The following is a 24,396-nucleotide window of genomic DNA, read 5'->3' on the forward strand; positions in this document are numbered from 1 at the left end:
CATTATTCTGATGGCTTAGCCAAAAATCTGATGTTAGATTCCAGCCGTTTCTTCTCTACTGCCTCCATCACTCCCTCACCTTCAACATCAAGATTCGGAAGCAGGCGGTCCAGCCACTTCGGGAAATACCAGGCTGACTTTCCAAGCAAAGTCATCAACCCTGGAACAATGAGCATTCGGACAATAAAAGCATCAAAGAGGACACCGAAGGCGAGTGCCAGTCCCATGACCTTTACCATAGGCTCTTCTGCCAGGACGAATCCGGTAAAGACAGCAACCATAATGAGTCCTGCTGCAGTTACGACTCCGCCACTGTGACGCATGCCGGCAAGCACGGACTTCTTGGCATTACCGCTCCTCTTGAATTCCTCACGCATCCGGCTGACCAGAAACACTTCATAGTCCATCGCCAGGCCGAACAAAACACCAACTACAATAATCGGCAGGAAATTGAACACAGGCGCCTCGGCATAGAATCCAAACAGATTCTGGAAATGGCCGTCCTGAACGACATAAGTTACGAATCCCAAGGTCGCACCAAGCGACAGAATAAATCCAAGTACGGCCTTAATAGGAACCAGAATTGAACGGAAGACCAACATAAGGAGTACAAAGGCAAGGCCGACGATGATCATACAGAACTTAGGCAAGGCCTGATTCAGTTTCTGAGTGATATCGATATTCACGGCAGTGCTGCCGGTGACCCCAATTTTGACATGATCCTGCTGCTCTATTCCCGGAGCCTTATTACGAATCAGATGGACAAGATCTACGGTTTCTGAATCATTGGGTCCCGTTGCCGGCATTACGGTGATCAGTGATATTTTTCCGGACGGTCCTGTAACTGCCGGGTTTACCATTACAACGTTCGGGTAAGCCTTAACCTCTTCAATCACTTTATTGAGATTAGCCGCAGCCTCTTTCCCGCCATCCGTTTCTGCTAAAATGACTAACGGTCCATGATATCCCTCTCCATAGGCTTCGCTTAGGAGATCGTAGGCACGGCGCTCCGTTTTATCCGGAGATTTATGTCCATCACTTCCAAGACCTGTCTCCATGTGGAAGAATGGCAGAGCAATGGTTGCCAGCAGCGCTACACCAAGCACAACAGCCACTAAAGGCTGCCCTGTAACAAATCTCCCCCATACATTGCCGCGGTCTGTATTCTTCTGCTTACTTCCGGTACTCTTGGAACGTTTAATCGGTGCTTTGATCCGGCCTCCCAACAACTCCAGAATCGCAGGGACTACAACAATGGACGTCACTATAGCGGTGAATACACAGAGCGCCCCCGCCATGCCCATAGCTGTAAGGAAGGGTACCCCAACAAAGGAAAAGCCGACCAGCGCAATAATGACGGTTACTCCGGCAAACACAACCGCACTCCCAGCCGTTCCGTTCGCAATAGCAATGGCTTCCCGGCGTTCATAACCTTCTGCAAGCTGCTGGCGGTATCTGGCAATAATAAACAGCGCATAGTCAATACCTACGGCTAATCCAAGCATCCCCGCCAGTGATAAGGCGAACGAAGGAATGTCCAAAAAACTGGTTCCGATGATAATCAGCATAATACCAAATCCAAGGCCTAGAGCCGCCGTAACAATGGGCAGGACACCGGTAAGGATGGAACCCAGTGCTACTGCAAGGATTACCAGGGCCAGCAATACCCCGAGTCCTTCCGTCGGACTGCTGGTTGCCATCTTCACGTAGCCGTCGCCGATCAATTCAGCCTGCCAGCCGTCATCCCGCAGCTTTTCCGTGATTTGGTCAAGGGAATCCTTCGATTCCTGTGTTACTTCATCACCAGGCACTTTATAAGTGATTGCAGCATAGCCGATGGTGCTGTCAGCATTTAACGAATGGTTATCATAAGGACTTACGACTGAGGCAACCTCCGGATCTGCTTCCACTTCCTTGAGTTTGGAGATAATGAGCCGCTGCGCGGCTTCAGAGGATAACGTTTCATTGTCCGGAGCCTTCAGCACCAGCTGAGTTTTGCCGAGTCCATTCTGCGGGTTGGGAAATTCTTTTTCCATAACCTCAAGTGTCTTTTGTGAAGCAAGCCCGGGAATGGAGGTTTCCTCACCAAAATGTATTCCCATCGACAATGCCACGATCGCTGCTGCCACCAAAAGTGTAATGCTTCCCAGAAGGACCTTAAGCCGGTTCTTTGCCGACCAAAACCCCAGTCTGTATAATATCTTTGCCATTTCAGTATCGTCTCCTCTTAGCTATATGTTTTTTCTATGCCTTTATCTTATAGCTCGGGAAGACTTCGAACATCGTCCGAAAGGGAGGAGGGGCCTTGCCCTTTTGGGCAGCCACAATTGCCCTGTAAAGGGTAAAGTGAAGCCAGACTTAAAATTAAAAAAGCATGCGAAGGAATTCTTCGCATGCGAAATTACATATATAACTTCATACCGCTATCGGGATGTGTTTTTACGCTTCGTGGCCAACGGGTCAATATTCACTTGGCCTAAACTATTAATCAGCCAGCCTATCGCCGCCATTTCAAGTAGAGCTTCACCATCTGATAATCGATTTGTCACTACGCTTACAACTGCATGGGTTTCTCGAACCGAATGCTGCTTTGATTAAGCCAGTTTTCAAAATCTATTGACCATTGGACTTCCCCCTATGTGAGTTGTAGTTCAAGTTGACATTAAAAAGGCCTGATTTCAGCGATACTGTAACGTAGTTTTTCCATAACTTGTAACTATCTTCGGCATAAATCGTTGTTTTCTGTACTATTGATTGACACAAATCGTCCTGTATCATGAATACCGGATTAGGTGAAAGGAGGTGTCCGGCTGAATCTGCTTCCTCGCTACTGCCAATTTCGCTCCCCGAATTCGCTTCTAACTCCAACTGGACCGAGTGGCGAATGCCCCGATGCGTGAATATGGTGTTATCGGAAGTTCAGTTCTTCTATGTGTTACCTTCAAATAATTCAGTTTGCGGAAAGTGATCCTTCCAGTATTCTTTCATGGTTAAAAGTACTTCAAATTTCATTTCTTCAGTTATTCCATAATCAATAAAATCAATCTTCTTCCAGTATGGATAATTCATAAAAATATATTTCCAGTGTTCTTTGATTTCACAATAGAAATCCATTGAGTTGTAATCCAATATTTCTTTCCAAATAACGAATTGTTCTATTGGATTCTTATCTTCAAAAATGGTTAACTCAGGGGTAAGCCCTTTATAGTCATAGCCATAGAACACATTAACTAACTTAATCTGACCATCAATATTATTGTTAAGTTCGTCTATATCTTCGGCAGGAATCCATAACTCATTATGATTTCTTGATCCTACAATTTGTACTTCATATCTATCAATAAAAGGGCTGGCAACAATAAACTCTGTTACGAATCCAACGTTACCTGAGAATTTATCCTTAGTATTCCATTCCAATGCAATCTGGTCTGCATAGGTTTGATTTAGAACTGGATAGAAAATTGGTTGCTCAGGTAGCCTTGGAGGAAATCCCCTTAGGTTTATATCTAGTATCAATTTCATTTCAGCAAGTCCGACAGGTCGAAATAGAGTTTTCATGTTTATTATCCCTTCAACTGAATTTCCGATAACGTTACTGTATTCAAGATATCAAAAGACTTAAGGGCTGAATAGGATGAGCGAAGCCACCCATGCCACTGGTTCGCGTAGCGAAATGAGTCTTGCAGATGTGTCCGCTGATTTCGCTTCTTCGACTACTGAATTATCTTCCCTGTATCTGCTTCTTAGCTTCCGACGGACCGAGGGACGAATGCCCCGATGCTTGAATATCCGCTAGAAGCCGTAACGAACGAACAAGACCGGCAGCGCATCCAGAAAACGATTCAGCCATCGAGGGATTCGTGATGTGCCAGTGCATTGCGATGGGACTCCTACAACTCGTCGCCTTACCGTTTTCAAGCCGAACATCGGGGCTGTTTTTCCGCTATCTGCGAACGCTCTCCCATGCCGTGGTCTCAGAGGCCAGCGTTACCGCTTATTTATGCAAGTCTATTTTTCGCCTGTTTGCTTAGAATCCTCACTTATCCATAACGAAAATAATTAAATCCAAGCAGGAAAACGCTGATGTGGAGCGCGATTCGCTGGTTCTTAGCGCTATATAACTTTTGACTGTCCAGATAATAAATAATTAAATAATTCACTAAAAAAAGAAAACAAAAAAATCCCGATGTACCAAGGCTTTCAGACACATCGAGACTGACTTTGTTGTGACAAACAACGTTCCAATTCGGTGACAAACTAAATTACAAACAGTGCCAAAGTGAATTACAACTCACACTAAAAATGGGTTTATTACCGGTGGATACCCCGCTGCCGCATCCCCTCAAACAGCAGGATGGTAGCCGCCATAGCAGCGTTGAGCGATTCGGCCCGGCCGGCCATCGGGATGATAATGCTCTTGTCGACGAGGGCGGCCGTCTGCAGCGAGATGCCCTGGCCTTCACTGCCGATCAGCAGCCACTGGCTGCCGTGAAAATCATGGGTGTAGCAGGATTCCACCCCCGTCAGCGAAGTGCTTACCACAAGAACACCCCGCTCCCGGGCCTGCGGCAGAATATCGCTTAGGACCCCCTCCACTACCGGGAGATGGAACATAGAGCCCATCGTGGAACGTATGGTCTTGGGGTTGTACAGATCGGCGCAGCCTTTGCCGAGGATTACTCCGTCCGCGCCTGCGGCATCCGCGCTGCGGATGATCGTTCCCACGTTGCCGGGGTCCTGGACCCCGTCCAGCACCATAACCCAGCTATCCGGCTTCCCAAGGATGGCTTCCAGTCCCTGCTGCTCCTTGCGCACAATGGCAAACACTGGCTGCGGTGTGCCCGTGCTGCTGCATTTAGCGATGACCGCCGCCGAAACGCCGATCACTTCCATGCCCTGCACAGTCTGAAGCAGCGGCTTCAGTTCCGCAGGCATACCTTTATCCAGATCATAGGCCAGGCATTCCACATCGGCTTCAGCCAGCAAAGCCTCCTGCACGAGGTGGATCCCTTCGATGATATACTTGCCCGCTTTGTCGCGGTGCTTTTTCTCCTGCAGTCCGGCCCACTCTTTTACCCGCGTATTTTGGGGTGACATAATCTCCATAAAGTCCTACCTTTCTGTTCCTGCCCTGCCTATTGATACGCCATTTCCAGCTTGGTCAGATTGTCCTTCCGGCCAACGATAACCAGTACATCCCCTTCGGCCAGCCGGTCCTCGGCTCTTGGAGAGATATTCATTTCCTCGCCCCGGCGGATCGCCATGACATTACAGCCGTATTTGGCACGGATATTCAGCTCCTGCAGATTTTTGCCCAGCATCGTTCCGGAGACCTTCATATCCAGAATGCTGTAATCCGGCGACAGCTCGATATAATCAAGAATATTGGGCGAAGCCAGATGATGCGCCACCCGCATGCCCATATCCCGTTCAGGATAGATTACTTTGTCTGCGCCAATTTTGCTGAGCACCTTGCCGTGCAGCTCGCTTTTGGCCTTGACCAGAATCGCCGGTACGCCCAGGTCCTTCAGAATCAGCGTCGTTAGAATGCTGGCTTGAATATCTTCCCCAATCGCCACCACAACCACATCAAAGTTGCGGATGCCCAGTGCGCGCAGCGCCTCTTCATCGGTGGAGTCTGCGGATACGGCATGGGTTACAATGCCCGAGATTTCCTGCGTGCGCTGCTCGTCAGCATCGATCGCCAGCACATCGAACCCCATACCGCTGAGTGCTTTGGCGACACTTGAGCCGAAACGTCCCATTCCGATAACGGCGTATTGTTTTTTTGCAGCCATATCTGTACCTCCCGTAGCAATTTGCATCTCACACAGTATAGCATAAGCCCACCCAAACTTGAATTTCCCCTGCACTTTCAGGGCACATTATAACGAGGCAATAGAAGCTGATCTGTAGAATGTAATCTGGGCGGCCAGCAGCCTCTCCGGATGAATAACCACTATATTGAAGGAGGCACGACTCATGCCGGTTACCATTGATTTGCGCCAGGCGATTATCCATAAGGTGCACGGACAGTCTGAAGCCGACCTGCGGGAGATGATTGAAGGCTCGGTAGACGGGCCGGAAGCGGCGCTCCCTGGACTTGGCGCTGTATTCGAAATGATGTGGAAGGACCTGGATCACGCCAAGCAGGATGCACTGGTCTCGATGCTGCACAGGCATTTAGAGAAAATCACCCCCGGGTCCATTACCTCCTGAGGAAGCGGGAACGTATGGAACCAGAAAACCTCCGCTATCTACGGTGCAGCCGTAGGGCGGAGGTTTTTTCGCAAAGCTTATTTCTTATTCGCGGCGAGATGTCCGGTTACTCAAGGAGCAGTTTCCAGGAACTTCGCGGACGGGTTTTTCTCCATGGCGGTACGCATCGCGTATTCGTTCTCGAAGAGCACCACATAGTTGCCTTTCTTATCCGTAACAAGTGTGGAGTTGATGCGGAACTTGCCCGGGTCCGGCTTGTTCTCATCCACAATCCAGCGTGCAAACTGGTAGCTCATCCGCTGCAGCTGCACGTCCACGCCATACTCGCCTTTCATACGGTATTCGAAGACCTCGAATTGCAGCTGTCCGACTACGCCCAGCAGAATATCGTCGAAGTTGACCGTGCGGAACACCTGAATCATGCCCTCCTCGGTCAGCTGGTCGATCCCTTTCTGGAACTGCTTCGATTTCAGGGCGTTTTTGATGCTTACTTTGGAAAAAATCTCCGGCGAGAACGTCGGCAGCTCGTCGAACTCAATATCCCCGGCCTGGCTCAGCGTATCCCCAATGCGGAAAATACCGGGATCGAACAGCCCGATAATATCCCCCGGAAACGCCTCCTCAACAATATCCCGGTCCTGGGCCAGGAACTGCTGCGGCTGGGACAGCTTAATATCCTTGCCCGCACGCACATGCTTGACACTCATCCCGCGCTCGAACTTCCCCGACACAATCCGCAGGAAGGCGATCCGGTCGCGGTGGGCCGGGTTCATGTTCGCCTGAATTTTGAACACATAGCCGGTAAATTTCTCGTTCGTCGGTTCTACGGAACCGGCAGTACTGCGGCGCGGCTCCGGCTTCGGTGCCAGCTCCAGGAAGTTGTCCAGGAAGGTCTGCACGCCGAAATTATTAATCGCACTGCCGAAGAATACCGGTGTCAGCTCACCGCGCAGCACCTTTTCATAGTCAAAAGCATCTCCTGCCACGTCAAGCAGCTCCAGATCCTGGCACAGCTGGTCATGCAGGTATTCGCCGGCCATCTCGCGGATGATCGGGTCATTATAGCTTTCTACCTTTTGAACCTTAATTACAGAGTGGTCGTCGCCCTGGAACAGCTCTACTTGATTTTTCATCCGGTCATATACGCCGCACAGCTCGCGTCCGCCCCCGATTGGCCAGTTCATCGGTACGGAGCGGATGCCCAGCACATTCTCCAGCTCTTCCATCAGCTCGAACGGACTTTGGCCTTCGCGGTCGAGCTTGTTGATGAATGTAAAAATCGGGATGCCCCGTTTGGCGCAGACCTGGAACAGCTTGATCGTCTGGGCTTCCACACCCTTTGCAACGTCGATCAGCATGACCGCACTGTCCGCAGCCGTTAAGGTACGGTAGGTGTCCTCACTGAAATCCTGGTGACCCGGAGTATCCAGAATATTCACCCGGTGACCCATGTAGTCAAATTGCATCACGGAGGATGTTACCGAGATTCCGCGCTGCTTCTCAATTTCCATCCAGTCACTTGTCGCATGCTTGCTCGCTTTACGGGCCTTAACCGACCCCGCCAGGCGGATCGCGCCGCCGAACAGCAGCAGTTTCTCCGTCAATGTTGTTTTCCCCGCATCCGGGTGGGAAATGATCGCAAACGTTCTGCGTTTATCCACTTCCTGTTGCAGCTTCTGATCCAGTGCCTTATTCATTGCACATATCCCTTCATATATAAATTCATGCTTCTCTTCCATTGCCGGTTACCCATCAAATCGGTGCTCTGCTCATTTGTACAAATCCCTTCGTCGGTGAATTTGCCGTTGCCACAGTACCTTTATCGTTACATTTCCGCTTCTGTTGAAAGCATCCTTTTCAGTATAACAAAATCCGGGGAAGATTATCTACATCTAAGCGGGGGAAGGTAAATTATCTTGAGCTGTATTAAGGTGGATTAGGTCTTATAAAAAATAGGCTGGAGCTGCTACGGAGAATATTTGGACTTTCGGCCGCTCTTACGCCGATTTGCAACTCATTCAAATCAAAGTTCGAGCGTGTTCAATTGCATTTTGTACAGCAGATCTCCCCTAAATCGGACGAAAAACTGAAGCTATTGCACTTTGTACAGCAGAATTCCGTGAATAAGGTGTCATTTGACCCCCTCTCCCGAAATCTATTGCACGAAATACAGCAGAATGCGATTTGCCGCAGATAAATGAACTTTCTATTGCACAAAGTACAATCATACAGCCCAAAAAGCAATATAGTTTTTCATTATTCGCTCAGAATCCCCCTGCAGCCTCTGCAGGGGGATTCTTTGCACACTATATATTATTTACACAATGAATTAAATGTTAGCCTGCCACACCACATTGTCCTCATCCTGTCCGTTGACAGGCCACCAGTGGAAGCCTTCACGGGCCAGCAGCTGATCGGCTTCAACCGGACCCCAGGAGCCAGCCGGATAGGAGGCCAGATCGCCGGTGCCTTCCCTCCAAGCCTGAGCAATACGGTCCACAAAAGACCAGGCCGACGAGACTTCATCCCAACGGGTGAAGTAGGTCGAATCGCCGCGTGCCGCATCATGCAGTAGACGCTCATAAGCCTCTGGCGAGTTAATGCCTACCATGCAGCTCTGGCAGAAGTCCATGGCGAGCGGCTGGATTTCCGACTCCGAGCCCGGCTTCTTGGCGTTGATCTTCACGTAAATGCCTTCCATCGGATTCACGCGAATGACGAGGAGGTTTGGTTCGAGCTTATGCTTTTGACCTAAATAGACGTTGGTCGGCATACCCTTGAACTCCACTACCACTTCCGTTGTCTTCACAGGGAGACGTTTGCCGGTGCGGATATAGAACGGTACACCCGCCCAGCGGAAATTGTCCACAAACACACGGGCCGCAAAATACGTCTCCGTATTCGACTCCGGATCAACCTTGTCTTCCTGGCGGTAAGCCGGGAGGGTTTTGCCTTTGTAGAGGCCTTGCGTATATTGTCCGCGCACCACATTCTCATGAACTTCCTCCGAGGAAGCGTAAGGCCGCAGTGAACGAAGCACTTTGACCTTCTCATCACGGATATCTTCAGCCAAGAGACGGCTTGGCGGTTCCATCGCGATCATTGTCAGCAGCTGCAGCATATGGTTCTGCCCCATATCGCGCAACGCACCGGCATGGTCATAATATCCGCCGCGTTCTTCTACACCGACGGTTTCACCGAGAGTAATCTGGATGTTGGCAATATGCTTGTTGTTCCAGAGCGGCTCGAAGAAGGCATTGGCGAACCGGATGACTTCAATGTTCTGCACCATTTCTTTGCCCAGGTAATGGTCAATCCGGTAAATTTCTTCTTCCTTAAACACCTGCCGGATCTGCTCGTTCAGCTGTTCTGCGGATTCCAGATTGTAGCCGAACGGCTTCTCGATGACGAGACGGTTCCAGCCCCGGGTCTGCAGCATGCCGCCAGCCTTGAGGTTGAACGAGACACTGCCGAACAGCTCGGGAGCGAGGGCGAGATAGAACATCCGGTTGCCCGGAATCCGGAACTTCTCTTCCAGTGCTTCAGTCTGCGCGTTCAGCTCACGGAAGCCTTCAATATTGTTGATGTCCAAAGACTTGTATTCAAAATGCTGTACGAACTCATTCCATTCGGCTGCATCTCCCGCTTGGTAGCGGCAGAATTCCTGAATCGATTCCTTCACATCTTCACGGAATTCTTCTTGGGTACGGGGACGCCGAGCCACGCCAATGACCGCGAAATCATGGGTTAGCTTGCCTTCACGGTACAAACTGTAAATCGCCGGGAAAAGCTTGCGGCGGGCCAGATCTCCGGTTGCCCCAAAGATAAAGAATACAGCACCGGGTGTATGCAGTGCATCAAGGGTTTGATTTTCAGCCATGGCTCCTCATCTCTCTGTATGTAATATAGTTGACAATCATTCTCAACGCCGGACAGTTCATAAAAAACGTATGACGGCGTGATGTCATTTTATCATATTCGCTCTAAGGATGCTATCACATTTCTGACAGTTTTTCTCGGGATTTCGCAAATTTCCATTACTCTTTCTTATCTGTTTATGCGCTCCCGCTTATAGGACTATGAAGCCTGCCACTCACACACATATTATAACCTCCTGCCAAAGGCTCCGCAACGCAGAACCCGCTTGTAGAGTTTTCGACCGGAATACCCGCTCTAACCTCTAAAATACCACAACACAGTATGCCTAACTTTCATCAATTTGCATTACAAGCATAACTAAAGCCGTCCACAGGATATTAAATCCGCGCAACGGCTTATCTGAAAATTATAGTCTGGCACAAGTTCTGGCAAGATCCCTTCAGCTTGTATTTTACATGCTCAATATTCAATCGTGATCAAAGGCAAACCTATCGTTACCCGGTTGGTATTATTGTTCCCGTTCGTATGAACCGCAAGCTGGAGAGCAAGGGCATGGCTGCCGCTGCGGACGGTACGTTCAAGTCCCGGCACACTGTAGGAGCGGCTGTATGTATTGTCATCTTCGTAGCTCTCTTCCGGGTTCATACCGGGGAGCTGTTCTTGAATCGTCTGCTCTATGGAAAATAGTGCATTCTCCGCGCCGCCCTGCTCCTTCGCGGCACCCTGCAGCGAGGCATTCCACTCCGCCGCAATTCCCGCTTGCAGCAGCTTCTGTCCGGCAGACGCCGCAGCGGCCGGAAGCTCCGGCGTCTGCCGCAGATCTGCCGTCTCGAAGGTTACGATCACATAGCTGCGTCCGCCTCCCAGCTCGCTCCAGAACAGCGAAACCTTCGCTCCGGCAAGAGCCGCAGCTGCGCGTGAAGTCATATGCCCGTCTTCGTCAGACGTGCTGACCGTCCCAAGTCCGAGCTTCCCGGCAAGGCGCTCTGCCGCAGCTCCAGCAGATGCACCGGATACGCCGCTGGTTTCACCTTGCCACTTCAATACGAGCCGGAGCGGTGAATCCGGCAGAGTGGCTGCGCGGCCAAGAGTTGTTAACATTGAGAGCGAGCTTGTAAGGCCTTCATCATCGGACCCTGCCGGGGATGAAGCTTCATCGGTTACGGCGGAAGAGGGGCGGATTTGCGCCTGAACCAAGTTGGAGGAACCTGCTTGGCGGAACACCGGATGAACGGCTGAACCTGAGCCTGCATGTCCTTCATCCGCTGCAGCAGACAGATGTCCGGATGAACCGGCTCCCTCCGGACTGCGGAACCCGGCCATAAGCACCGCTGCCATACCGAGCCCGATCAGCAGTATTGCTCCTTTGCCTGCACCTCTGCTTGTCCCTCTGTTCCCCATCTTCCATCTTCCTCTCTATCCGGTCTAGTAATCTACTAAACAGGATAACCAGGAAGAAAGATTATATACCTTCAGCTATTCTGCAAGTCCGTTTTTATAGGCATAAATAGCCGCCTGGGTGCGATCCTCCACACCCAGCTTGGCGAGAATATTCGTCACATGGAATTTCACAGTCTTAATGCCGATGATCAGCTGGTCGGCAATATCCTGGTTGGATCTGCCCTGAGCCAGCAGCTTGAGCACTTCCATCTCGCGTTCAGTAAGCTCCTTGTAGGCTGGTGCTTCACTGCTTTTGGCATTGGAGCGGAACCGGTTCATCATTTTGGAGGCGACCTGCGACTCCAGCACGGACTGGCCTCTTGCGGCTGCACGGATCGCATCCGCCACTTCGCTGGCCCGCGAGGTCTTCAGCAGATAGCTGAATGCGCCGGCCTCAATCACCGGATACATTTTCTCATCGTCCAGATAGCTGGTCAGCACAATGACTTTGCAGTCCGGGTACAGCTTCAGAAGCTGCCTCGTTGTTTCAATCCCGTCCATGCCATCCATCACCAGATCCATCAGGACCACATCTGGGTTGTATTCCTGGGCAAGCCGGATGCCTTCTTCTCCGCTTCCGGCCTCTCCTACCACTTCTATTCCATCCTCGGTGCCGAGCACCGCGGCAAGACCAATCCGGACCATTTCGTGATCGTCTACAAGCAGTACTTTAATCGCTTCCGCTTCTTCCATCTCCATGGCACCCGTTCCTCCTATTCATTGACTAATGGTACAGTAATCTCGATCCGCATGCCTTTACCCGGGGCGGTAATGAACTGGATCGAGCCCCCGGTCTCGTTAATCCGCTCCTGCATGTTCGACAGGCCGTAGGATGTCTGCTTGCTCTCATCCATCTCGAAGCCGACCCCGTCATCCCGCAGGGTGAGCCGGACGGTATCGCCCCGGCGGTGCAGCCGGATCTCCATCTTTTCCGCCTTAGCGTGGCGGAGGGTGTTGGAGATCGCTTCCTGCACGATGCGGAACAAGTGATTCTCCACACCCTTCAACAGCTGCACATCCGGGTCCATTTCGAATACGATGTCGATCGGAATCTTGATCTCCAGCTCCTTGATCAGCTCCTGAAGTCCCTCCCGCAGCCCTTTGCCCTCCAGATAGACCGGACGCAGGTGCAGCAGCAGCGCGCGCATCTCGGACTGGGCAACGGCCGACATCTCTTCAATCAGCGCAATTTGCCGCTGTGCCTTGTCAAAATCCTTTTCCAGGGTCCGTCCTACCGCTGTTGCCGTCATGGAGATGGCGAACAGCTGCTGGGACACGGCATCGTGCAGTTCCCGGGCCAACCGCTGCCGTTCTTCCATAATTGCGGATACACGGGCCTGCTCGGCCAGCTTGGCATTGTTGGTGGAGAGCCGCTGCAGCGTGTTCACCTGGTTCTCCCATTTGCCGCTGATCCGGCTGAGCTGCCCGCTGAGCCTGCCCAGCTCATCATTGCCAAGATCCGGCATAGCCGGAGTCAGATTTCCTTTTTCCCAGGCCACCAGGGTAGCCCGCAGCCGCTCCAGCTTCCGTTTGGTGCGAAACCCCTGGTAGAAGCCAAAAACAATACCGAACACCACAGGCAATAGAATCAGCGTGACCGCTGTTCTTACGCCGATTTTCCAATCCTCAAACGGCTGCAAATATCCATATGTATACATAATGTACAGGATAACGAGCAGCATGACCAAAGAGAACAGAGCCCCCTCACCCATGCTGCGCGTAACCATATTGCTGCTTTTTTTGCCCATGCCGGGAAGCTCTCCTTCTTGGTTAAGTGTCAGGGCCGCTTAGTCTGCCCGCACATCCAGGTCACCCATTAGATAAGAAATATTAAATTTCACTTTCTGCTCACAGCTGTCGTAGTTAGCCGACTTCCAGTTCAACCGGTTCAGCATACCCGTATCGCGGTGGCTCCCGAACTCAATAGAGCCGAACAGCACGAAAGCCTCGATCTCCACCCCGTAATCCTCGGACAGATGAATATCCGTGTCGCCAAAAATCCCCTGGAACAGCATCACCGTCTCCCGGTCCTCTGCCATTGCCAGCGACAAATCAATATCTGCCTCCCCCAGCACATGCCAGGCACTCAGGCTGCGCATGACCCAAGGTGACAGATCCCAGTCAAATCTGGACGAGAAGCTTTGCTTCTGCATAAACCCGCCCCTGCGCTGCATCCGTCTGGATTTCACAAAAAACATCCCCAGAGAGATCAGGCAAATTCCGAGCACCAGCAGCAGATGATCCAGCATCAGCAGCACGGCCCCAACCCCCAGGAGCTTATACCCCTGTTTGACCTTGCCCGACGTTGTCCGGTAAATCCCGAGCAGCAGGAACAGAAGCGCGACAATGGAGAAAAATCCGAGCCATCTGCCAAATATCATTAAGCAGCCGACGCCGATCAGTCCAATGGCAATCATACGGTTCCGTTTATCCATTTCGCACCTCCTATATGTTTTGCGGAGCAAAACTCTCTTCGTAAGCATGTTATAACTGTATTTCCTACCATTAAAAAGTCCCAAATTTGCTCAAAAGTCAAGCTAATTGTACTCTCTACACTTAAAAAGACTGCAATTCAGTAAATAAGCGATTTTAGCCGATTTTAACTGCACAAAATACATTTTACGTTAAAAGCACAGGGTTCCCCACCCTTTTAACTGCAGAAAATACAATTAGCTAGGATGTCTTAAAAGCTAGATGGGGTCTATCTGTGGTTCAACCTAACATTGAATTGCAGGGTTCATAAGGTTCTGCAGCGTTGCCCGCATCCCGCTATAAAAGCCATACCGGTATGGAAGATCCATACCGTATGGCTTTACCTTGATCAGCATATCATATCTGCCTATTGTTTAGGAACAGGCTTTATTACTCTTTTTTATCCAATGAAGGAGAAGATGGAGTAGTGTTCAGCTTGCTCTTCAGTGCGGCGAGCTGTTCTTCCACTTTCAGCTGCTTTTCGGCATCAACCGGTTTGCTGTATGCTGTTGCCGAAGGGCTGTAAGGTGCACGCAGCACATCTGCTTCTGCTTCAAGCTGCATGATTTTTTCTTCCATGCGGTGGAAGCCCAGGGACGCGCTGCCGCTCTCGATGGCATGAACACTGCTGATTTGCGACATTTGCTTTTTGGCCTTGGCCATTTGGGCACGGGATACCAGCTCGTTGCGTTTGTTGCGCAGCTTGTAGAATTCATCCTTCATATCATGAAGCTGCTGCACCAGTTCCTTAGCTTGAACCTCTGCCTGAGCGTGAAGCTCGCTGTATTCGGCATGCTTCTGGTCAAAGTAGATTTTTTCTTCCAGCAGCTTGCGGGTAACTTCCTCCTGGCCATTCTTCAGTGCCAGTTCAGCTTGAGCGGCACGTTGTCCGGATACTTTTGCCGCTTCCTCAACACGCTGCTTCATGCGGCGCTCATTGGCCATCTGCTTCGCTACGGTTACCTCAGCTTCGTGAATTTCAGCCTCCATATCGCGCAGATATTGGTTCAGCATTACGATTGGGTCCTCTACCTTATCCAGCAAGTCATTTACCGACGCCTTTGTCATATCCTTAATCCGTTGAAATACTCCCATAATTTACACTTCTCCCTTCTCGTATTTAGAAAGTTTTTGTTTGAGTTCTTCTACTTCTTTTTGCAATGCCTTCTTCTCAATGTCCTTCATCATGGCATCAATACCGGAGTCTTGTGCCGAATAAGCTCCCGCTTTGTCATAACCGGGGTTGTAGCCCGGCTGGCTGCCGTAAGGGCCGTAGCCGCCTTGTCCTTGAGGACCAAAAGGTCCTTGCGGTCCGCGTCCATGCTCAGGTCTGCCTGCGTATGGGCCGCCATAAGGGCCCCCCGGTGCGCCGGGTCCAGGTCCGAAAGGATTATACTGGGTCGGCTCCTTGGGAATAATAAACGCTGCGATGAAGTACACCAGAATGGTGGTTCCGCCGGTAAAAGGAATGCTGACCAGCAGCAGAATCCGGAACAGCGTGGAGTCGATGCCGAGCGTCTCGGACAATCCACCTGCCAGCCCTGTCATCACCTTGTCTCGGGTTGAACGATACAATCGGGTCATAGAACTACTCCTTTCCATCGTTGTTCAGCTTCTCCTTCAGGCGGGCCATCTCTCTTTCGAGTACAGTCGCCACGGTTTCTCCAGCCTGAATAGCGTATTCCTGCCCCATGCGGCGCAAATCGCGCAGGCTCTTCGCCTCCAGCTCCCAATCGCTCATCCGGTCTTCCAGCCGGCCGAACATCTTGGGAACATCACTGCCATTGCCATAAGCTGTGGCTCTTTGGTTCATGCGCTGCTGCAGCCGCAGCGACTCCATCCGTGCTGCATAATACTGGCGTTTGCTGTAGACCGTCTGATACTCCATTTTCAGCTCGTTGAGTTGGCTCTCAAGCTCAAAAAGTGATTGCTGGCTCTGCTCCAGCAGTCCGCTGTACTGCTCCAGCTTTTCCTCGTGAATGATCTTCTCCTGCAGCGCCAGCTTGGCCAGATGATCCTCGCCCGCCTTCAGCGCCAGCAGTGCCTGCTCTTCACGTTTGTTCTTCATGGCTGTCGCCTGATTGACCTGCTGCTGCAATTGCTTCGTATGGGCTGCATATTGCTGGTACAACCGCTCAGCTTCGGTGATTTCCTCACGGGTTGAATGTAGAAATTGATCGATCAGCTTCACCGGGTCCTGGCTTTGTTCCAGTCGTTCATTCAAGTTAGCTACGGTAATATCCCTCATGCGGCGAAAAACACTCATGATTTCCTGCTCCCTCCCTGCTTCTTATTAAGTAATCTTCAGATGCTTAATATGTTCCATTTCTTCTGCCCTTCAGCACCGAGATGCCCCAAACCACCAGCGCGATACCGAGCAGCGGTCCGATGATCCAGGCAAGCTTGGCGATCAGGGACATGACACCGATGAACATTACCACCCAGCCGATAATCTTGCGTCCGCTTTTAATTCCGTAGTACCCGAGAACAACCAGCAATACCGGGAACAAAATTCTGAACATTCCATGGATCAGCGGAAGGGCAATCCCCATCAGCATAATCGCTCCAAGCACGATCAGAACAATCGCAAGTCCGTTACCTTGTCTTCTTTGCATTTTTTCTCACCGCCTTTCGTTAACCTTGAACCTTATAGCCTTATTCTAGGGCAATCCGCAGACTTCTAAAACAGACCGGGGACGGTTTTGTGTACTGGACCTTAGTCGGGGAGGCTATGGGACTGCAGGCTACCGGGCTTACGTTAGGCAGGAGTTTCACATTACTCTCCGCACTGTCAACTTTCAGTTTGCGTAATACTTCACCGTTGTACATAATTATGGAAGTAAAGAGGCCTCATCTTTAAACACCCCTTAATCGGACTGGCAGCAACATGCGGCTGAACAAAGGAGCATAACCTATGAAAACGCTATTGATCGTTGAGGACGACCGCAGTCTCAATAAAGGCATCGCCCTGACCCTTGCCCAGAATGATCTGGCTATACAGCAAGCCTATGATATCACCTCAGCGGAGCAAATCCTCTCTTCTAATAAGATTGATCTTATCATCCTGGATATCCATCTTCCCGACGGAAGCGGACTGGACTACTGCGAGAAGATCCGCAGAACCTCCCAGGTGCCGATTATCTTTTTGACTGCGAATGATATGGAACCGGATATCGTTACAGGGTTTGAGCTTGGGGGCGATGACTACATTACGAAACCTTTCAGCCTGATGGTCCTCCGGGCCAGGGTTATGGCCGTCCTCAAACGAACTGCCTCCCGCGGCGAGGTCAAAATAACACTCGGTCCCTTAAGCTTTGATTTTGGAAAGCTGGAATTTTATAAGAATACGGAACAACTAATCCTTAGCAAAACTGAAATGAAGCTGCTGAAAATACTGGTTGGGAATCCCGGCACGATTTTAACCAGAGAACAGCTAATCGACAAGATCTGGTCGCAGGAGGCCGAGTTTGTGGATGAGAACGCACTGACGGTAGCCGTCAAACGGCTGCGTGCCAAGCTTGAGGACGAGCCCTCCAATCCAAAATACATCAGAACAGTCTATGGCCTGGGGTATATGTGGGCGGAAAGGCCAAAACCATGACCAACAGTAAATATGTACAGAGCTCCAAAAGGTGCAACTTCGTTTTTTCAACAATCTTTTTGCTTCTGGTATTGGGTTACGCCGGAATGGTCGCCTTTCTGGAAGGAGGGCACCCTGGACTCACGGAACTGACGGTCCTTTTCGTGTCCTGCATGCTGATCTTGGGAGGCTTATGGAACTGGACGCTGCGGCAGCAGATTACAAGCTTCATGGATTCTGTTGATGAAATGGTGGACCGGGCGATTCATGGGCGGGAGAAAATGACCCATTTCGACGAGACCAGCCTCTCTTCCCTGGAGCATAAATTATGGCGCTACATTGAGATCAACAAAGCGAATGAGCAGAATCTGGAAACCGAAAAGAATACCATCAAAGAGCTGATCTCCGATATCTCCCATCAGACCAAAACCCCTCTCTCCAGTATCATGATGTACAGCCAATTGCTTGCCGAAACGCCGGAACTCAGCGGCAATACCCGGCTTCTGCTGAACGAGATCGAATCACAATCGGAAAAGCTCGAATGGCTGATTACCTCTCTGGTCAAACTGTCGAGACTGGAAACGGGCATGATCACGCTGCAAAGCACTGTCAGTCCCGTGATTGAGACGATTACCCGAGCTGTGTCGCATATCTATACCCGTGCAGAAAGCAAAGGGATCGGCATCCAGATTGAATGCGATCCGCTGACGAGAGCCCGCCACGATCATAAGTGGACCAGCGAAGCACTGTTCAACCTGCTGGAGAATGCGGTCAAGTATACGGAAGCAGGCGGCAGCATCATGATTGTAGCCGAAAGCAATGAAATGTTTACACGAATTGATATTTCCGATACGGGGATGGGGATTCGGAAGGATGAGCTTGAGCATATCTTCAAACGGTTTTACCGGGGATATAGCGCCAGGGATTACGAAGGCATCGGGATCGGACTCTATTTGACGCATAAGATTGTCAGCATCCAGGGAGGTTTTATTACGGCAGCATCCGAGGTTGGTAAAGGAACGAAGCTCGTGGTCTTTCTCCCCCAGATCTAATTGTGTCAATACCGACAGATTTCAGACACTGGAGGGTTAGAATTGTCTGTTATCTTAAGGAACAACCAAAGATGATGGAGGAATGACATACCCATGCCTATTTTGAGAATCGAGCATCTGAAGAAATATTACGGAAAAGATCCGCAGACGACGGTAAAAGCGCTGGACGATGTATCGTTATCCGTGGAGAAAGGGGAGTTTCTGGCCATTGTCGGCACCAGCGGCAGCGGAAAAAGCACTTTACTGCATATGCTGGGCGGCCTGGACCGGGCTACATCAGGCAAGGTTTTTGTGGATGGCAACGATATTTTCGCGATGAGCGATGAGAAATTGACGATCTTCAGACGCCGGTCGGTCGGCTTCGTCTTTCAGAGCTATAATCTTGTGCCGATTCTGAATGTGCTCGAAAATATTTTGCTTCCTATCGAACTCGACGGCGGCAGAATCGATCAGCAGTATCTGAACGAGGTAATCGGGGCCTTGGGCCTTCAGGAGAAAATCCACAATCTGCCCTCCAATCTCTCCGGCGGCCAGCAGCAGCGGGTGGCTATTGCCAGAGCCCTGGCTACCAAGCCTTCCATTATTCTGGCAGACGAGCCCACAGGCAATCTTGACAGCAAAACCAGCCAGGAAGTGCTGATTCTGCTCAAACAGATGAGTAAAAAATTTAATCAGACCATTGTCATGATTACCCATAACGAGTCCATCGCCCAGACCGCCGACCGCATTATCCGCATTGAAGACGGACGCATCTTTTCAGGCAATGCCGCCTCCAGTGGAGCAAGCCTGTTATGATCAGCACTAACAACCGCAAAATCGTAACCCGTCTCTCCCTGAAAAGCCTGAAGGCCAATCCGATGCGCAATCTGGCTGTGATCTGCGCTGTCATCCTGACAACCCTGCTTATCACCTCCATTTTCACAATGGTCTTAAGTCTCAACAAATCCATGGAATTGACCCAGATGAAAACCTCAGGCACTGATTTTCACGGAGGCTTCAAATATCTTACCCGGGCGCAGGTGGAAACGCTGAAGAAACATTCCTCCATACGGGAATACGGCGTGATGCTGAATGCAGGCGATCTGCGGAATGAAGTGTTCAAGGACAGCCCGGTAGAGGTGAAGCGGATCGACGAATCTTCCGCCAGGCATAGCTTTGTTGACTTTATCGAAGGCGGGCTGCCATCCGCTGAGAATGAGATTGTGCTAAGCACCTGGGTGATGGATAAGCTCGGCATCAAGCATGCGCTGGGCCAGAAGGCCAGTCTGGACATTGATATCGGGGAGCGTGTGGTTCAGCAGGATTTTATTGTGTCAGGGTATTATGAGGCGGACAAAAATTTGTCGATGGCAGGACTGGCTTTCGTCTCCGATGCTTGGGTGCAGAAGAACCTGTCCTCTATTGATCCGGTAAAGTCCAAGGCCAGCGGTTCCTATGTGAATACCGCAGAGCTGAGTGTAATGTTCAGCAATGCCGTGGATATCGAAAAAAAACTGAACAAGGTGCTTGCGGATACAGGGCTGGATGTGCCAACCGGGATTAATTGGGCCTACACCACTTCGTCTCTCTCGGAAAATATCATCAATCTGGTGCCTTATCTGGCTGTCATTCTGATCATCATGCTGAGCGGGTATTTGCTGATTTATAATATTTTTTACATCTCGGTCGTGCGGGATGTCAAATTTTATGGCCTGCTGAAGGCCATCGGAACTACGCCGAGACAGCTCAAAAGAATCATCACTATCCAGTCTCAAATGCTGTATCTGGTTGGGCTTCCCTTCGGGCTCGCTTCCGGTTACGGGATTGGCCGGGCACTGACTCCGCTTCTGGGTACCCTTTCAGACGAGCCTGTTGAAACTTCCTATTCCGCCAGTCCATGGATCTTTATCGGGGCTGCCGCATTCGCCTACCTGACGGTTTGGATCGCTGCAAGCAAGCCAGGCCGGCTGGCCGCGCGGATTGCTCCTGTAGAGGCCGTGCGGTTCGCAGGCGTAAGTGCAAAGCGCAAGATGAACAAACGTTCGAAACGCGGGGCAAAGCTGTACGGCATGGCCTTCGCCAACCTCTTCCGCAATAAAAAGAAGCTGTTCCTCATGCTGACCTCGCTCTCCTTAAGCATGATCTTGTTCAGCATTATTTTTACCGTCATCTCTTCACTGGATGTCAATAAGTACCTGAGTTCGTATATAGCCGGGGACGTTGTTATCCGCAATAGAGCTATCGTGCAGTCCGCAGGCGAGCAGCCCGGTGATCCCTATAAGCTTTCGGGGCCTTTCATAGGCGCGCTGGGGAAGATTGACGGAGTCAAAAGGGTGGACAGTGTCTATTATAAATTTGAAAACTACACTATAGATGATACGATACGCGCAGCACTGAAGCCTCTGGCAGAGACTGCTTCACCTGAACCGGCTCTTACTTGGGTTCTTAAGAATAATTTCATTCAGCTCAATCTGTACGGCATTGATGCCGGGTGGTATGACCTGGTGCAGAAAGATGTCATTGAAGGCAGCTTTGATCCACAGAAATTCGCCTCCGGAAGCTATGTGCTGGTGACTGAGTCCACAATGGTAGGGGATACTTATGAATCGTATTATCATCCAGGTGATCATATTGAGTATAAGGGTCTTGGAAAGAGCTATGAGGTCATGGCCGTCTTAAATTATAATGCCCTATATGCTGCAACTACTCATGTTTTTTCACCTTATGGCTATAATGCTTTCTTCCCCTCATCAGAATTGACAAGAAAGCTGCCTGCGGGAAGCAAGCCGCCTATGGCTCTGTCAGTAACGCTTCACGTCGATCCGGCTAAGCTGGACAGTGCAGCTCAGACCGCCAAATCCCTGGCGGCTTCAAGCGACGAACTGGTCTACAAATCAAGGGAAGATTACAGGCAGGAGCTTGGCGGATTTATCCGCATTTTTCAGACGGTAGGCTACGGCCTCAGCTTCGTCATAGCGCTGATCGGTGTCCTTAATTATATCAACACAGTGATTACCGGAGTCATTACCCGAAAGAATGAGTTCGCTCTGCTCGAAAGCATCGGCATGACCAAACGGCAGCTGAAAAAAGTTCTGGTCTATGAAGGGCTGTTCAATGTCCTTTTAACAGTGTCCATCACCTCCACGTTAGGCGTATTTTTGACATACAGTATTTCCAAAAGTATCGCGGACAGCATGGCCTTTACCGTCTTCCATATGGGCTGGCTGCCTTTCATTCTGGCCGTTCCGGTCCTGGCTGCTATTGCGTATACAGTCACCTTATCCTCCTACAGAATGCTGAGCAAGGACACGATTGTAGAAAGATTGCGGCAAACGGAATAACCATTAGCTTCTTCATCTTGCAAAATTAACGACATTCGTCCATATGGACTCTGCTTTTCTCCATACGCTTGGCCGCCAAACGGACTTATAATGAAGCTGTCTCTCCATTTTACGCTTTCACTGCATATTCTAGGAGGTTGTTTCCTTGTCCATTATTTATGATGCCGAGCAACAGATTTTTCATCTGCAAACGACAAATACAAGCTATTTATTCGGCCTTGCCCGCGGCTCCTATCCCGTGCACCTGCACTGGGGCCGGAAAATCCGCGGCTCCGCCATTTCCGATCTGTACGGTCCAGGAGCCATGGGCTTCAGCAGCACTGTTAACCCCAAGGAGCCAGCGTTCTCTCTGGACACACTTCCCCAGGAATATCCGGGGTACGGCTCCGGGGACTTCCGGGAGCCTGCTTATGAAGCCGAGCTGATAAACGGCACTTCAGTTACAGAGCTTGTCTATGTTTCCCATAGTATTCTCAAGGGTAAACCTGCACTGGAAGGGCTTCCTGCCGTATATGCCGAAAGCGGCGATGAAGCCGAAACCCTGCAGCTGGTGTTGGAGGATGCCGCAGCAGGCCTGCGCGCTGAACTGTCCTACTCCGTAATGAGCGGCTTCGACGCTGTTATCCGCTCGGCGCGGCTGACCAATACAGGCAGCAGCCCGCTGAAGCTGAACCGCGCCTTGTCGGTTGCCCTGGACTTTCCGCATGCCAACTACGAGCTGATTCAGCTGTCCGGGTCCTGGGCCCGCGAACGCCATCTCGTCCGCGCTCCCCTGCACAATGGACGGCAGGGTATTGACAGCAAGCGCGGGGCCAGCAGCCATCAGCAGAATCCGTTCCTGGCCCTTCTGGCCCCGCAGACCGTAGAAGACAGCGGAGAGGCTTACGGCTTCAGCCTGGTCTACAGCGGCAGCTTCAGTGCGAATGCCGATGTGGATCAATACGGAACTACACGCGTAACGATGGGCATCAATCCGTTCGGCTTCCGCTGGCTGCTTGCGCCCGGCGAGAGCTTCCAGACCCCCGAAGCGGTGCTGGTCTACTCGGACCAGGGCATCGGCGGCATGTCCCGGATCTACCACCGGCTGTACCGGACCCGGCTGGCAAGAGGATTATACCGCGACGAGCCCCGCCCGGTGCTGATCAACAACTGGGAAGCTACCTACTTCAACTTCGATGCTGACAAAATAGAAGATATCGCCCGCGCCGGCAAGGCACTGGGCATTGAGCTGTTCGTGCTTGACGACGGCTGGTTCGGCCGCCGCGATGACGATACCACTTCGCTGGGCGACTGGTTCGTGGATACCCGCAAGCTGCCGCAGGGTCTGCCTGATCTGGTGGAACGCGTCAGACGGCTCGGCATGCAGTTCGGCCTCTGGTTCGAACCGGAGATGGTGTCGCCGGACAGCGAGCTGTACCGCGCCCATCCCGACTGGTGCCTGCATGTGCCGGACCGCAGACGCAGCCAGGCCCGCAACCAGCTGATTCTGGATCTGTCGCGCCCGGAGGTATGCGACTATATCATTAATTCCGTTAGCAGCGTTCTGGCATCGGCACCGATCACCTATGTCAAATGGGATATGAACCGGCATATGACCGAGATCGGCTCTGCCGCCCTGCCGCCGGAGCGCCAGGGAGAAACAGCCCACCGCTACATGCTGGGGCTGTACCGGGTCATGGAGGAAATTACCTCCAAGTTCCCGCATGTACTGTTCGAAAGCTGCTCCGGCGGCGGCGGCAGATTTGATCCCGGCATTCTTCATTACATGCCGCAGACCTGGACCAGCGATGATACCGATGCCGTGGAACGCCTCAAAATCCAGTACGGCACCAGCATCGTCTATCCGGCAAGCAGCATGGGCTCCCATATCTCCGCAGTGCCGAACCATCAGGTACACCGCAGCACCTCCCTCTCCATGCGCGGCGACGTGGCCATGTCGGGCAACTTCGGGTACGAGCTGGATCTGACCCTCTTTACACCGGAGGAACAGGCGGAAGCGGCTGCCCAGGTGGCCTTCTACAAGGAAATCCGTTCCCTCGTCCAGCAGGGCGATATGTACCGCCTGCTCTCACCGTTTGAAGGCAATGAAACGGCCTGGATGTTCGTCGATGCGGACCGTTCCGAGGCACTGGCCGGCTACTTCCGCGTGCTGGCCGGACCAAATACGAGCCGTCCGCGCCTCCGCCTTCAGGGGCTGGATCCGGAGAAGGACTACGTGCTGAAGGAAACCGGAACTCTATACGGCGGCGACCGGCTGATGTATGCCGGGCTGCTCCTCCCGGAGCTGCATGGTGACTTCCAGAGCAAGCTGCTGCATTTTGTGGCGGTGGATAGAGAGTAGGCTTATGTTTAGTTTCTATGGTTAGGAATTACGTTCTTAACCCAAACACCCCTCACACCAGGACTGCCTGGATGTGAGGGGTGTTTGGGTTAT

General features: G+C 51.4%; 20 protein-coding genes. 6 read left to right on the plus strand and 14 right to left on the minus strand.

Going from position 1 to position 24,396, the window contains the following annotated elements; all coding sequences use genetic code 11:
* Nucleotides 1–2 precede the first annotated feature (2 nt).
* The 4 genes from BLQ82_RS16760 to BLQ82_RS16775 form a co-directional block, all read right to left on the minus strand.
* Nucleotides 3–2,210, minus strand: coding sequence for an MMPL family transporter (locus tag BLQ82_RS16760; protein WP_062521734.1), 2,208 nt, complete (start codon nt 2,208–2,210; stop codon nt 3–5).
* Nucleotides 2,211–2,928: 718 nt separating this feature from the next.
* The gene (locus BLQ82_RS32390; RefSeq protein WP_074648313.1) at nt 2,929–3,558 is read right to left on the minus strand and encodes a hypothetical protein; all 630 of its coding nucleotides are present in this window, start codon (nt 3,556–3,558) and stop codon (nt 2,929–2,931) included.
* 753 nt (nt 3,559–4,311) lie between these two features.
* Nucleotides 4,312–5,106: a TrmH family RNA methyltransferase gene (locus BLQ82_RS16770; protein WP_074648315.1), complete on the minus strand. Its 795-nt coding sequence runs from the start codon at nt 5,104–5,106 to the stop codon at nt 4,312–4,314.
* Nucleotides 5,107–5,135: 29 nt separating this feature from the next.
* Complete coding sequence (locus tag BLQ82_RS16775; RefSeq protein ID WP_325175574.1) at nt 5,136–5,825, minus strand: potassium channel family protein; 690 nt, start codon at nt 5,823–5,825, stop codon at nt 5,136–5,138.
* A gap of 157 nt (nt 5,826–5,982) precedes the next feature.
* On the opposite strand from BLQ82_RS16775, the gene BLQ82_RS16780 reads away from it, so the two are divergent.
* Nucleotides 5,983–6,219 carry a small acid-soluble spore protein SspI gene (locus tag BLQ82_RS16780; protein WP_062521738.1) on the plus strand — a complete coding sequence of 79 codons (237 nt, stop codon included), beginning with the start codon at nt 5,983–5,985 and terminating at the stop codon, nt 6,217–6,219.
* A gap of 110 nt (nt 6,220–6,329) precedes the next feature.
* Here the strand turns inward: BLQ82_RS16780 and BLQ82_RS16785 are convergent, their stop codons facing one another.
* The 10 genes from BLQ82_RS16785 to BLQ82_RS16830 form a co-directional block, all read right to left on the minus strand.
* Nucleotides 6,330–7,916, minus strand: a complete 1,587-nt coding sequence (locus BLQ82_RS16785) for a peptide chain release factor 3 (RefSeq protein WP_062521839.1) — start codon at nt 7,914–7,916, stop codon at nt 6,330–6,332.
* A 632-nt stretch (nt 7,917–8,548) separates the two neighbouring features.
* Complete coding sequence (gene zwf, locus BLQ82_RS16790) at nt 8,549–10,099, minus strand: glucose-6-phosphate dehydrogenase (protein ID WP_062521740.1); 1,551 nt, start codon at nt 10,097–10,099, stop codon at nt 8,549–8,551.
* Nucleotides 10,100–10,557: 458 nt separating this feature from the next.
* Nucleotides 10,558–11,499 (minus strand): YwmB family TATA-box binding protein, encoded by a 942-nt coding sequence (locus BLQ82_RS16795; protein ID WP_062521742.1) that lies wholly within the window; start codon nt 11,497–11,499, stop codon nt 10,558–10,560.
* 75 nt (nt 11,500–11,574) lie between these two features.
* Nucleotides 11,575–12,231 (minus strand): response regulator, encoded by a 657-nt coding sequence (locus BLQ82_RS16800; protein WP_062521841.1) that lies wholly within the window; start codon nt 12,229–12,231, stop codon nt 11,575–11,577.
* A gap of 20 nt (nt 12,232–12,251) precedes the next feature.
* Nucleotides 12,252–13,286 (minus strand): sensor histidine kinase, encoded by a 1,035-nt coding sequence (locus BLQ82_RS16805; RefSeq protein WP_062521744.1) that lies wholly within the window; start codon nt 13,284–13,286, stop codon nt 12,252–12,254.
* Between the two features lie 39 nt (nt 13,287–13,325).
* Nucleotides 13,326–13,973 carry a cell wall-active antibiotics response protein LiaF gene (gene liaF / locus BLQ82_RS16810; protein ID WP_039835145.1) on the minus strand — a complete coding sequence of 216 codons (648 nt, stop codon included), beginning with the start codon at nt 13,971–13,973 and terminating at the stop codon, nt 13,326–13,328.
* A gap of 427 nt (nt 13,974–14,400) precedes the next feature.
* Entirely contained in the window at nt 14,401–15,105 is a 705-nt protein-coding gene (locus tag BLQ82_RS16815) for a PspA/IM30 family protein (protein WP_020430982.1), read from the minus strand.
* 3 nt (nt 15,106–15,108) lie between these two features.
* The gene (locus tag BLQ82_RS16820; protein ID WP_062521746.1) at nt 15,109–15,594 is read right to left on the minus strand and encodes a PspC domain-containing protein; all 486 of its coding nucleotides are present in this window, start codon (nt 15,592–15,594) and stop codon (nt 15,109–15,111) included.
* A gap of 4 nt (nt 15,595–15,598) precedes the next feature.
* Nucleotides 15,599–16,276, minus strand: coding sequence for a PspA/IM30 family protein (locus BLQ82_RS16825; protein ID WP_039835143.1), 678 nt, complete (start codon nt 16,274–16,276; stop codon nt 15,599–15,601).
* 46 nt (nt 16,277–16,322) lie between these two features.
* Nucleotides 16,323–16,625: an A22B family peptidase gene (locus tag BLQ82_RS16830; protein WP_039835142.1), complete on the minus strand. Its 303-nt coding sequence runs from the start codon at nt 16,623–16,625 to the stop codon at nt 16,323–16,325.
* A 299-nt stretch (nt 16,626–16,924) separates the two neighbouring features.
* On the opposite strand from BLQ82_RS16830, the gene BLQ82_RS16835 reads away from it, so the two are divergent.
* From BLQ82_RS16835 to BLQ82_RS16855, 5 genes are all read left to right on the plus strand, one after another.
* Nucleotides 16,925–17,611, plus strand: a complete 687-nt coding sequence (locus BLQ82_RS16835) for a response regulator transcription factor (RefSeq protein WP_062521747.1) — start codon at nt 16,925–16,927, stop codon at nt 17,609–17,611.
* Entirely contained in the window at nt 17,608–18,642 is a 1,035-nt protein-coding gene (locus tag BLQ82_RS16840; RefSeq protein ID WP_062521749.1) for a sensor histidine kinase, read from the plus strand. The genes BLQ82_RS16835 and BLQ82_RS16840 overlap by 4 nt, the downstream gene beginning before the upstream one ends.
* 93 nt (nt 18,643–18,735) lie before the next feature.
* Entirely contained in the window at nt 18,736–19,437 is a 702-nt protein-coding gene (locus BLQ82_RS16845; protein ID WP_062521751.1) for an ABC transporter ATP-binding protein, read from the plus strand.
* Nucleotides 19,434–21,962 carry an FtsX-like permease family protein gene (locus BLQ82_RS16850; protein ID WP_062521753.1) on the plus strand — a complete coding sequence of 843 codons (2,529 nt, stop codon included), beginning with the start codon at nt 19,434–19,436 and terminating at the stop codon, nt 21,960–21,962. Before BLQ82_RS16845 ends, BLQ82_RS16850 begins: the two co-directional genes overlap by 4 nt.
* A gap of 145 nt (nt 21,963–22,107) precedes the next feature.
* Nucleotides 22,108–24,303, plus strand: a complete 2,196-nt coding sequence (locus tag BLQ82_RS16855) for an alpha-galactosidase (RefSeq protein ID WP_062521754.1) — start codon at nt 22,108–22,110, stop codon at nt 24,301–24,303.
* The last annotated feature ends 93 nt before the right edge of the window (nt 24,304–24,396 follow it).

Origin of the sequence: Paenibacillus jilunlii, assembly GCF_900102965.1 — a bacterium.
GTDB classification, from domain to species: Bacteria; Bacillota; Bacilli; order Paenibacillales; family Paenibacillaceae; genus Paenibacillus_AQ; species Paenibacillus_AQ jilunlii.

Excerpts from the sequence above, each read along its gene's own strand:
- BLQ82_RS16760 (WP_062521734.1), bottom strand. The coding sequence starts at position 2,210 with ATGGCAAAGATATTATACAGACTGGGGTTTTGGTCGGCAAAGAACCGG.
- BLQ82_RS32390 (WP_074648313.1), bottom strand. The coding sequence starts at position 3,558 with ATGAAAACTCTATTTCGACCTGTCGGACTTGCTGAAATGAAATTGATA.
- BLQ82_RS16770 (WP_074648315.1), bottom strand. The coding sequence starts at position 5,106 with ATGGAGATTATGTCACCCCAAAATACGCGGGTAAAAGAGTGGGCCGGA.
- BLQ82_RS16775 (WP_325175574.1), bottom strand. The coding sequence starts at position 5,825 with ATGCAAATTGCTACGGGAGGTACAGATATGGCTGCAAAAAAACAATAC.
- BLQ82_RS16780 (WP_062521738.1), top strand. The coding sequence starts at position 5,983 with ATGCCGGTTACCATTGATTTGCGCCAGGCGATTATCCATAAGGTGCAC.
- BLQ82_RS16785 (WP_062521839.1), bottom strand. The coding sequence starts at position 7,916 with ATGAATAAGGCACTGGATCAGAAGCTGCAACAGGAAGTGGATAAACGC.
- zwf (WP_062521740.1), bottom strand. The coding sequence starts at position 10,099 with ATGGCTGAAAATCAAACCCTTGATGCACTGCATACACCCGGTGCTGTA.
- BLQ82_RS16795 (WP_062521742.1), bottom strand. The coding sequence starts at position 11,499 with ATGGGGAACAGAGGGACAAGCAGAGGTGCAGGCAAAGGAGCAATACTG.
- BLQ82_RS16800 (WP_062521841.1), bottom strand. The coding sequence starts at position 12,231 with ATGGAAGAAGCGGAAGCGATTAAAGTACTGCTTGTAGACGATCACGAA.
- BLQ82_RS16805 (WP_062521744.1), bottom strand. The coding sequence starts at position 13,286 with ATGGGCAAAAAAAGCAGCAATATGGTTACGCGCAGCATGGGTGAGGGG.
- liaF (WP_039835145.1), bottom strand. The coding sequence starts at position 13,973 with ATGGATAAACGGAACCGTATGATTGCCATTGGACTGATCGGCGTCGGC.
- BLQ82_RS16815 (WP_020430982.1), bottom strand. The coding sequence starts at position 15,105 with ATGGGAGTATTTCAACGGATTAAGGATATGACAAAGGCGTCGGTAAAT.
- BLQ82_RS16820 (WP_062521746.1), bottom strand. The coding sequence starts at position 15,594 with ATGACCCGATTGTATCGTTCAACCCGAGACAAGGTGATGACAGGGCTG.
- BLQ82_RS16825 (WP_039835143.1), bottom strand. The coding sequence starts at position 16,276 with ATGAGTGTTTTTCGCCGCATGAGGGATATTACCGTAGCTAACTTGAAT.
- BLQ82_RS16830 (WP_039835142.1), bottom strand. The coding sequence starts at position 16,625 with ATGCAAAGAAGACAAGGTAACGGACTTGCGATTGTTCTGATCGTGCTT.
- BLQ82_RS16835 (WP_062521747.1), top strand. The coding sequence starts at position 16,925 with ATGAAAACGCTATTGATCGTTGAGGACGACCGCAGTCTCAATAAAGGC.
- BLQ82_RS16840 (WP_062521749.1), top strand. The coding sequence starts at position 17,608 with ATGACCAACAGTAAATATGTACAGAGCTCCAAAAGGTGCAACTTCGTT.
- BLQ82_RS16845 (WP_062521751.1), top strand. The coding sequence starts at position 18,736 with ATGCCTATTTTGAGAATCGAGCATCTGAAGAAATATTACGGAAAAGAT.
- BLQ82_RS16850 (WP_062521753.1), top strand. The coding sequence starts at position 19,434 with ATGATCAGCACTAACAACCGCAAAATCGTAACCCGTCTCTCCCTGAAA.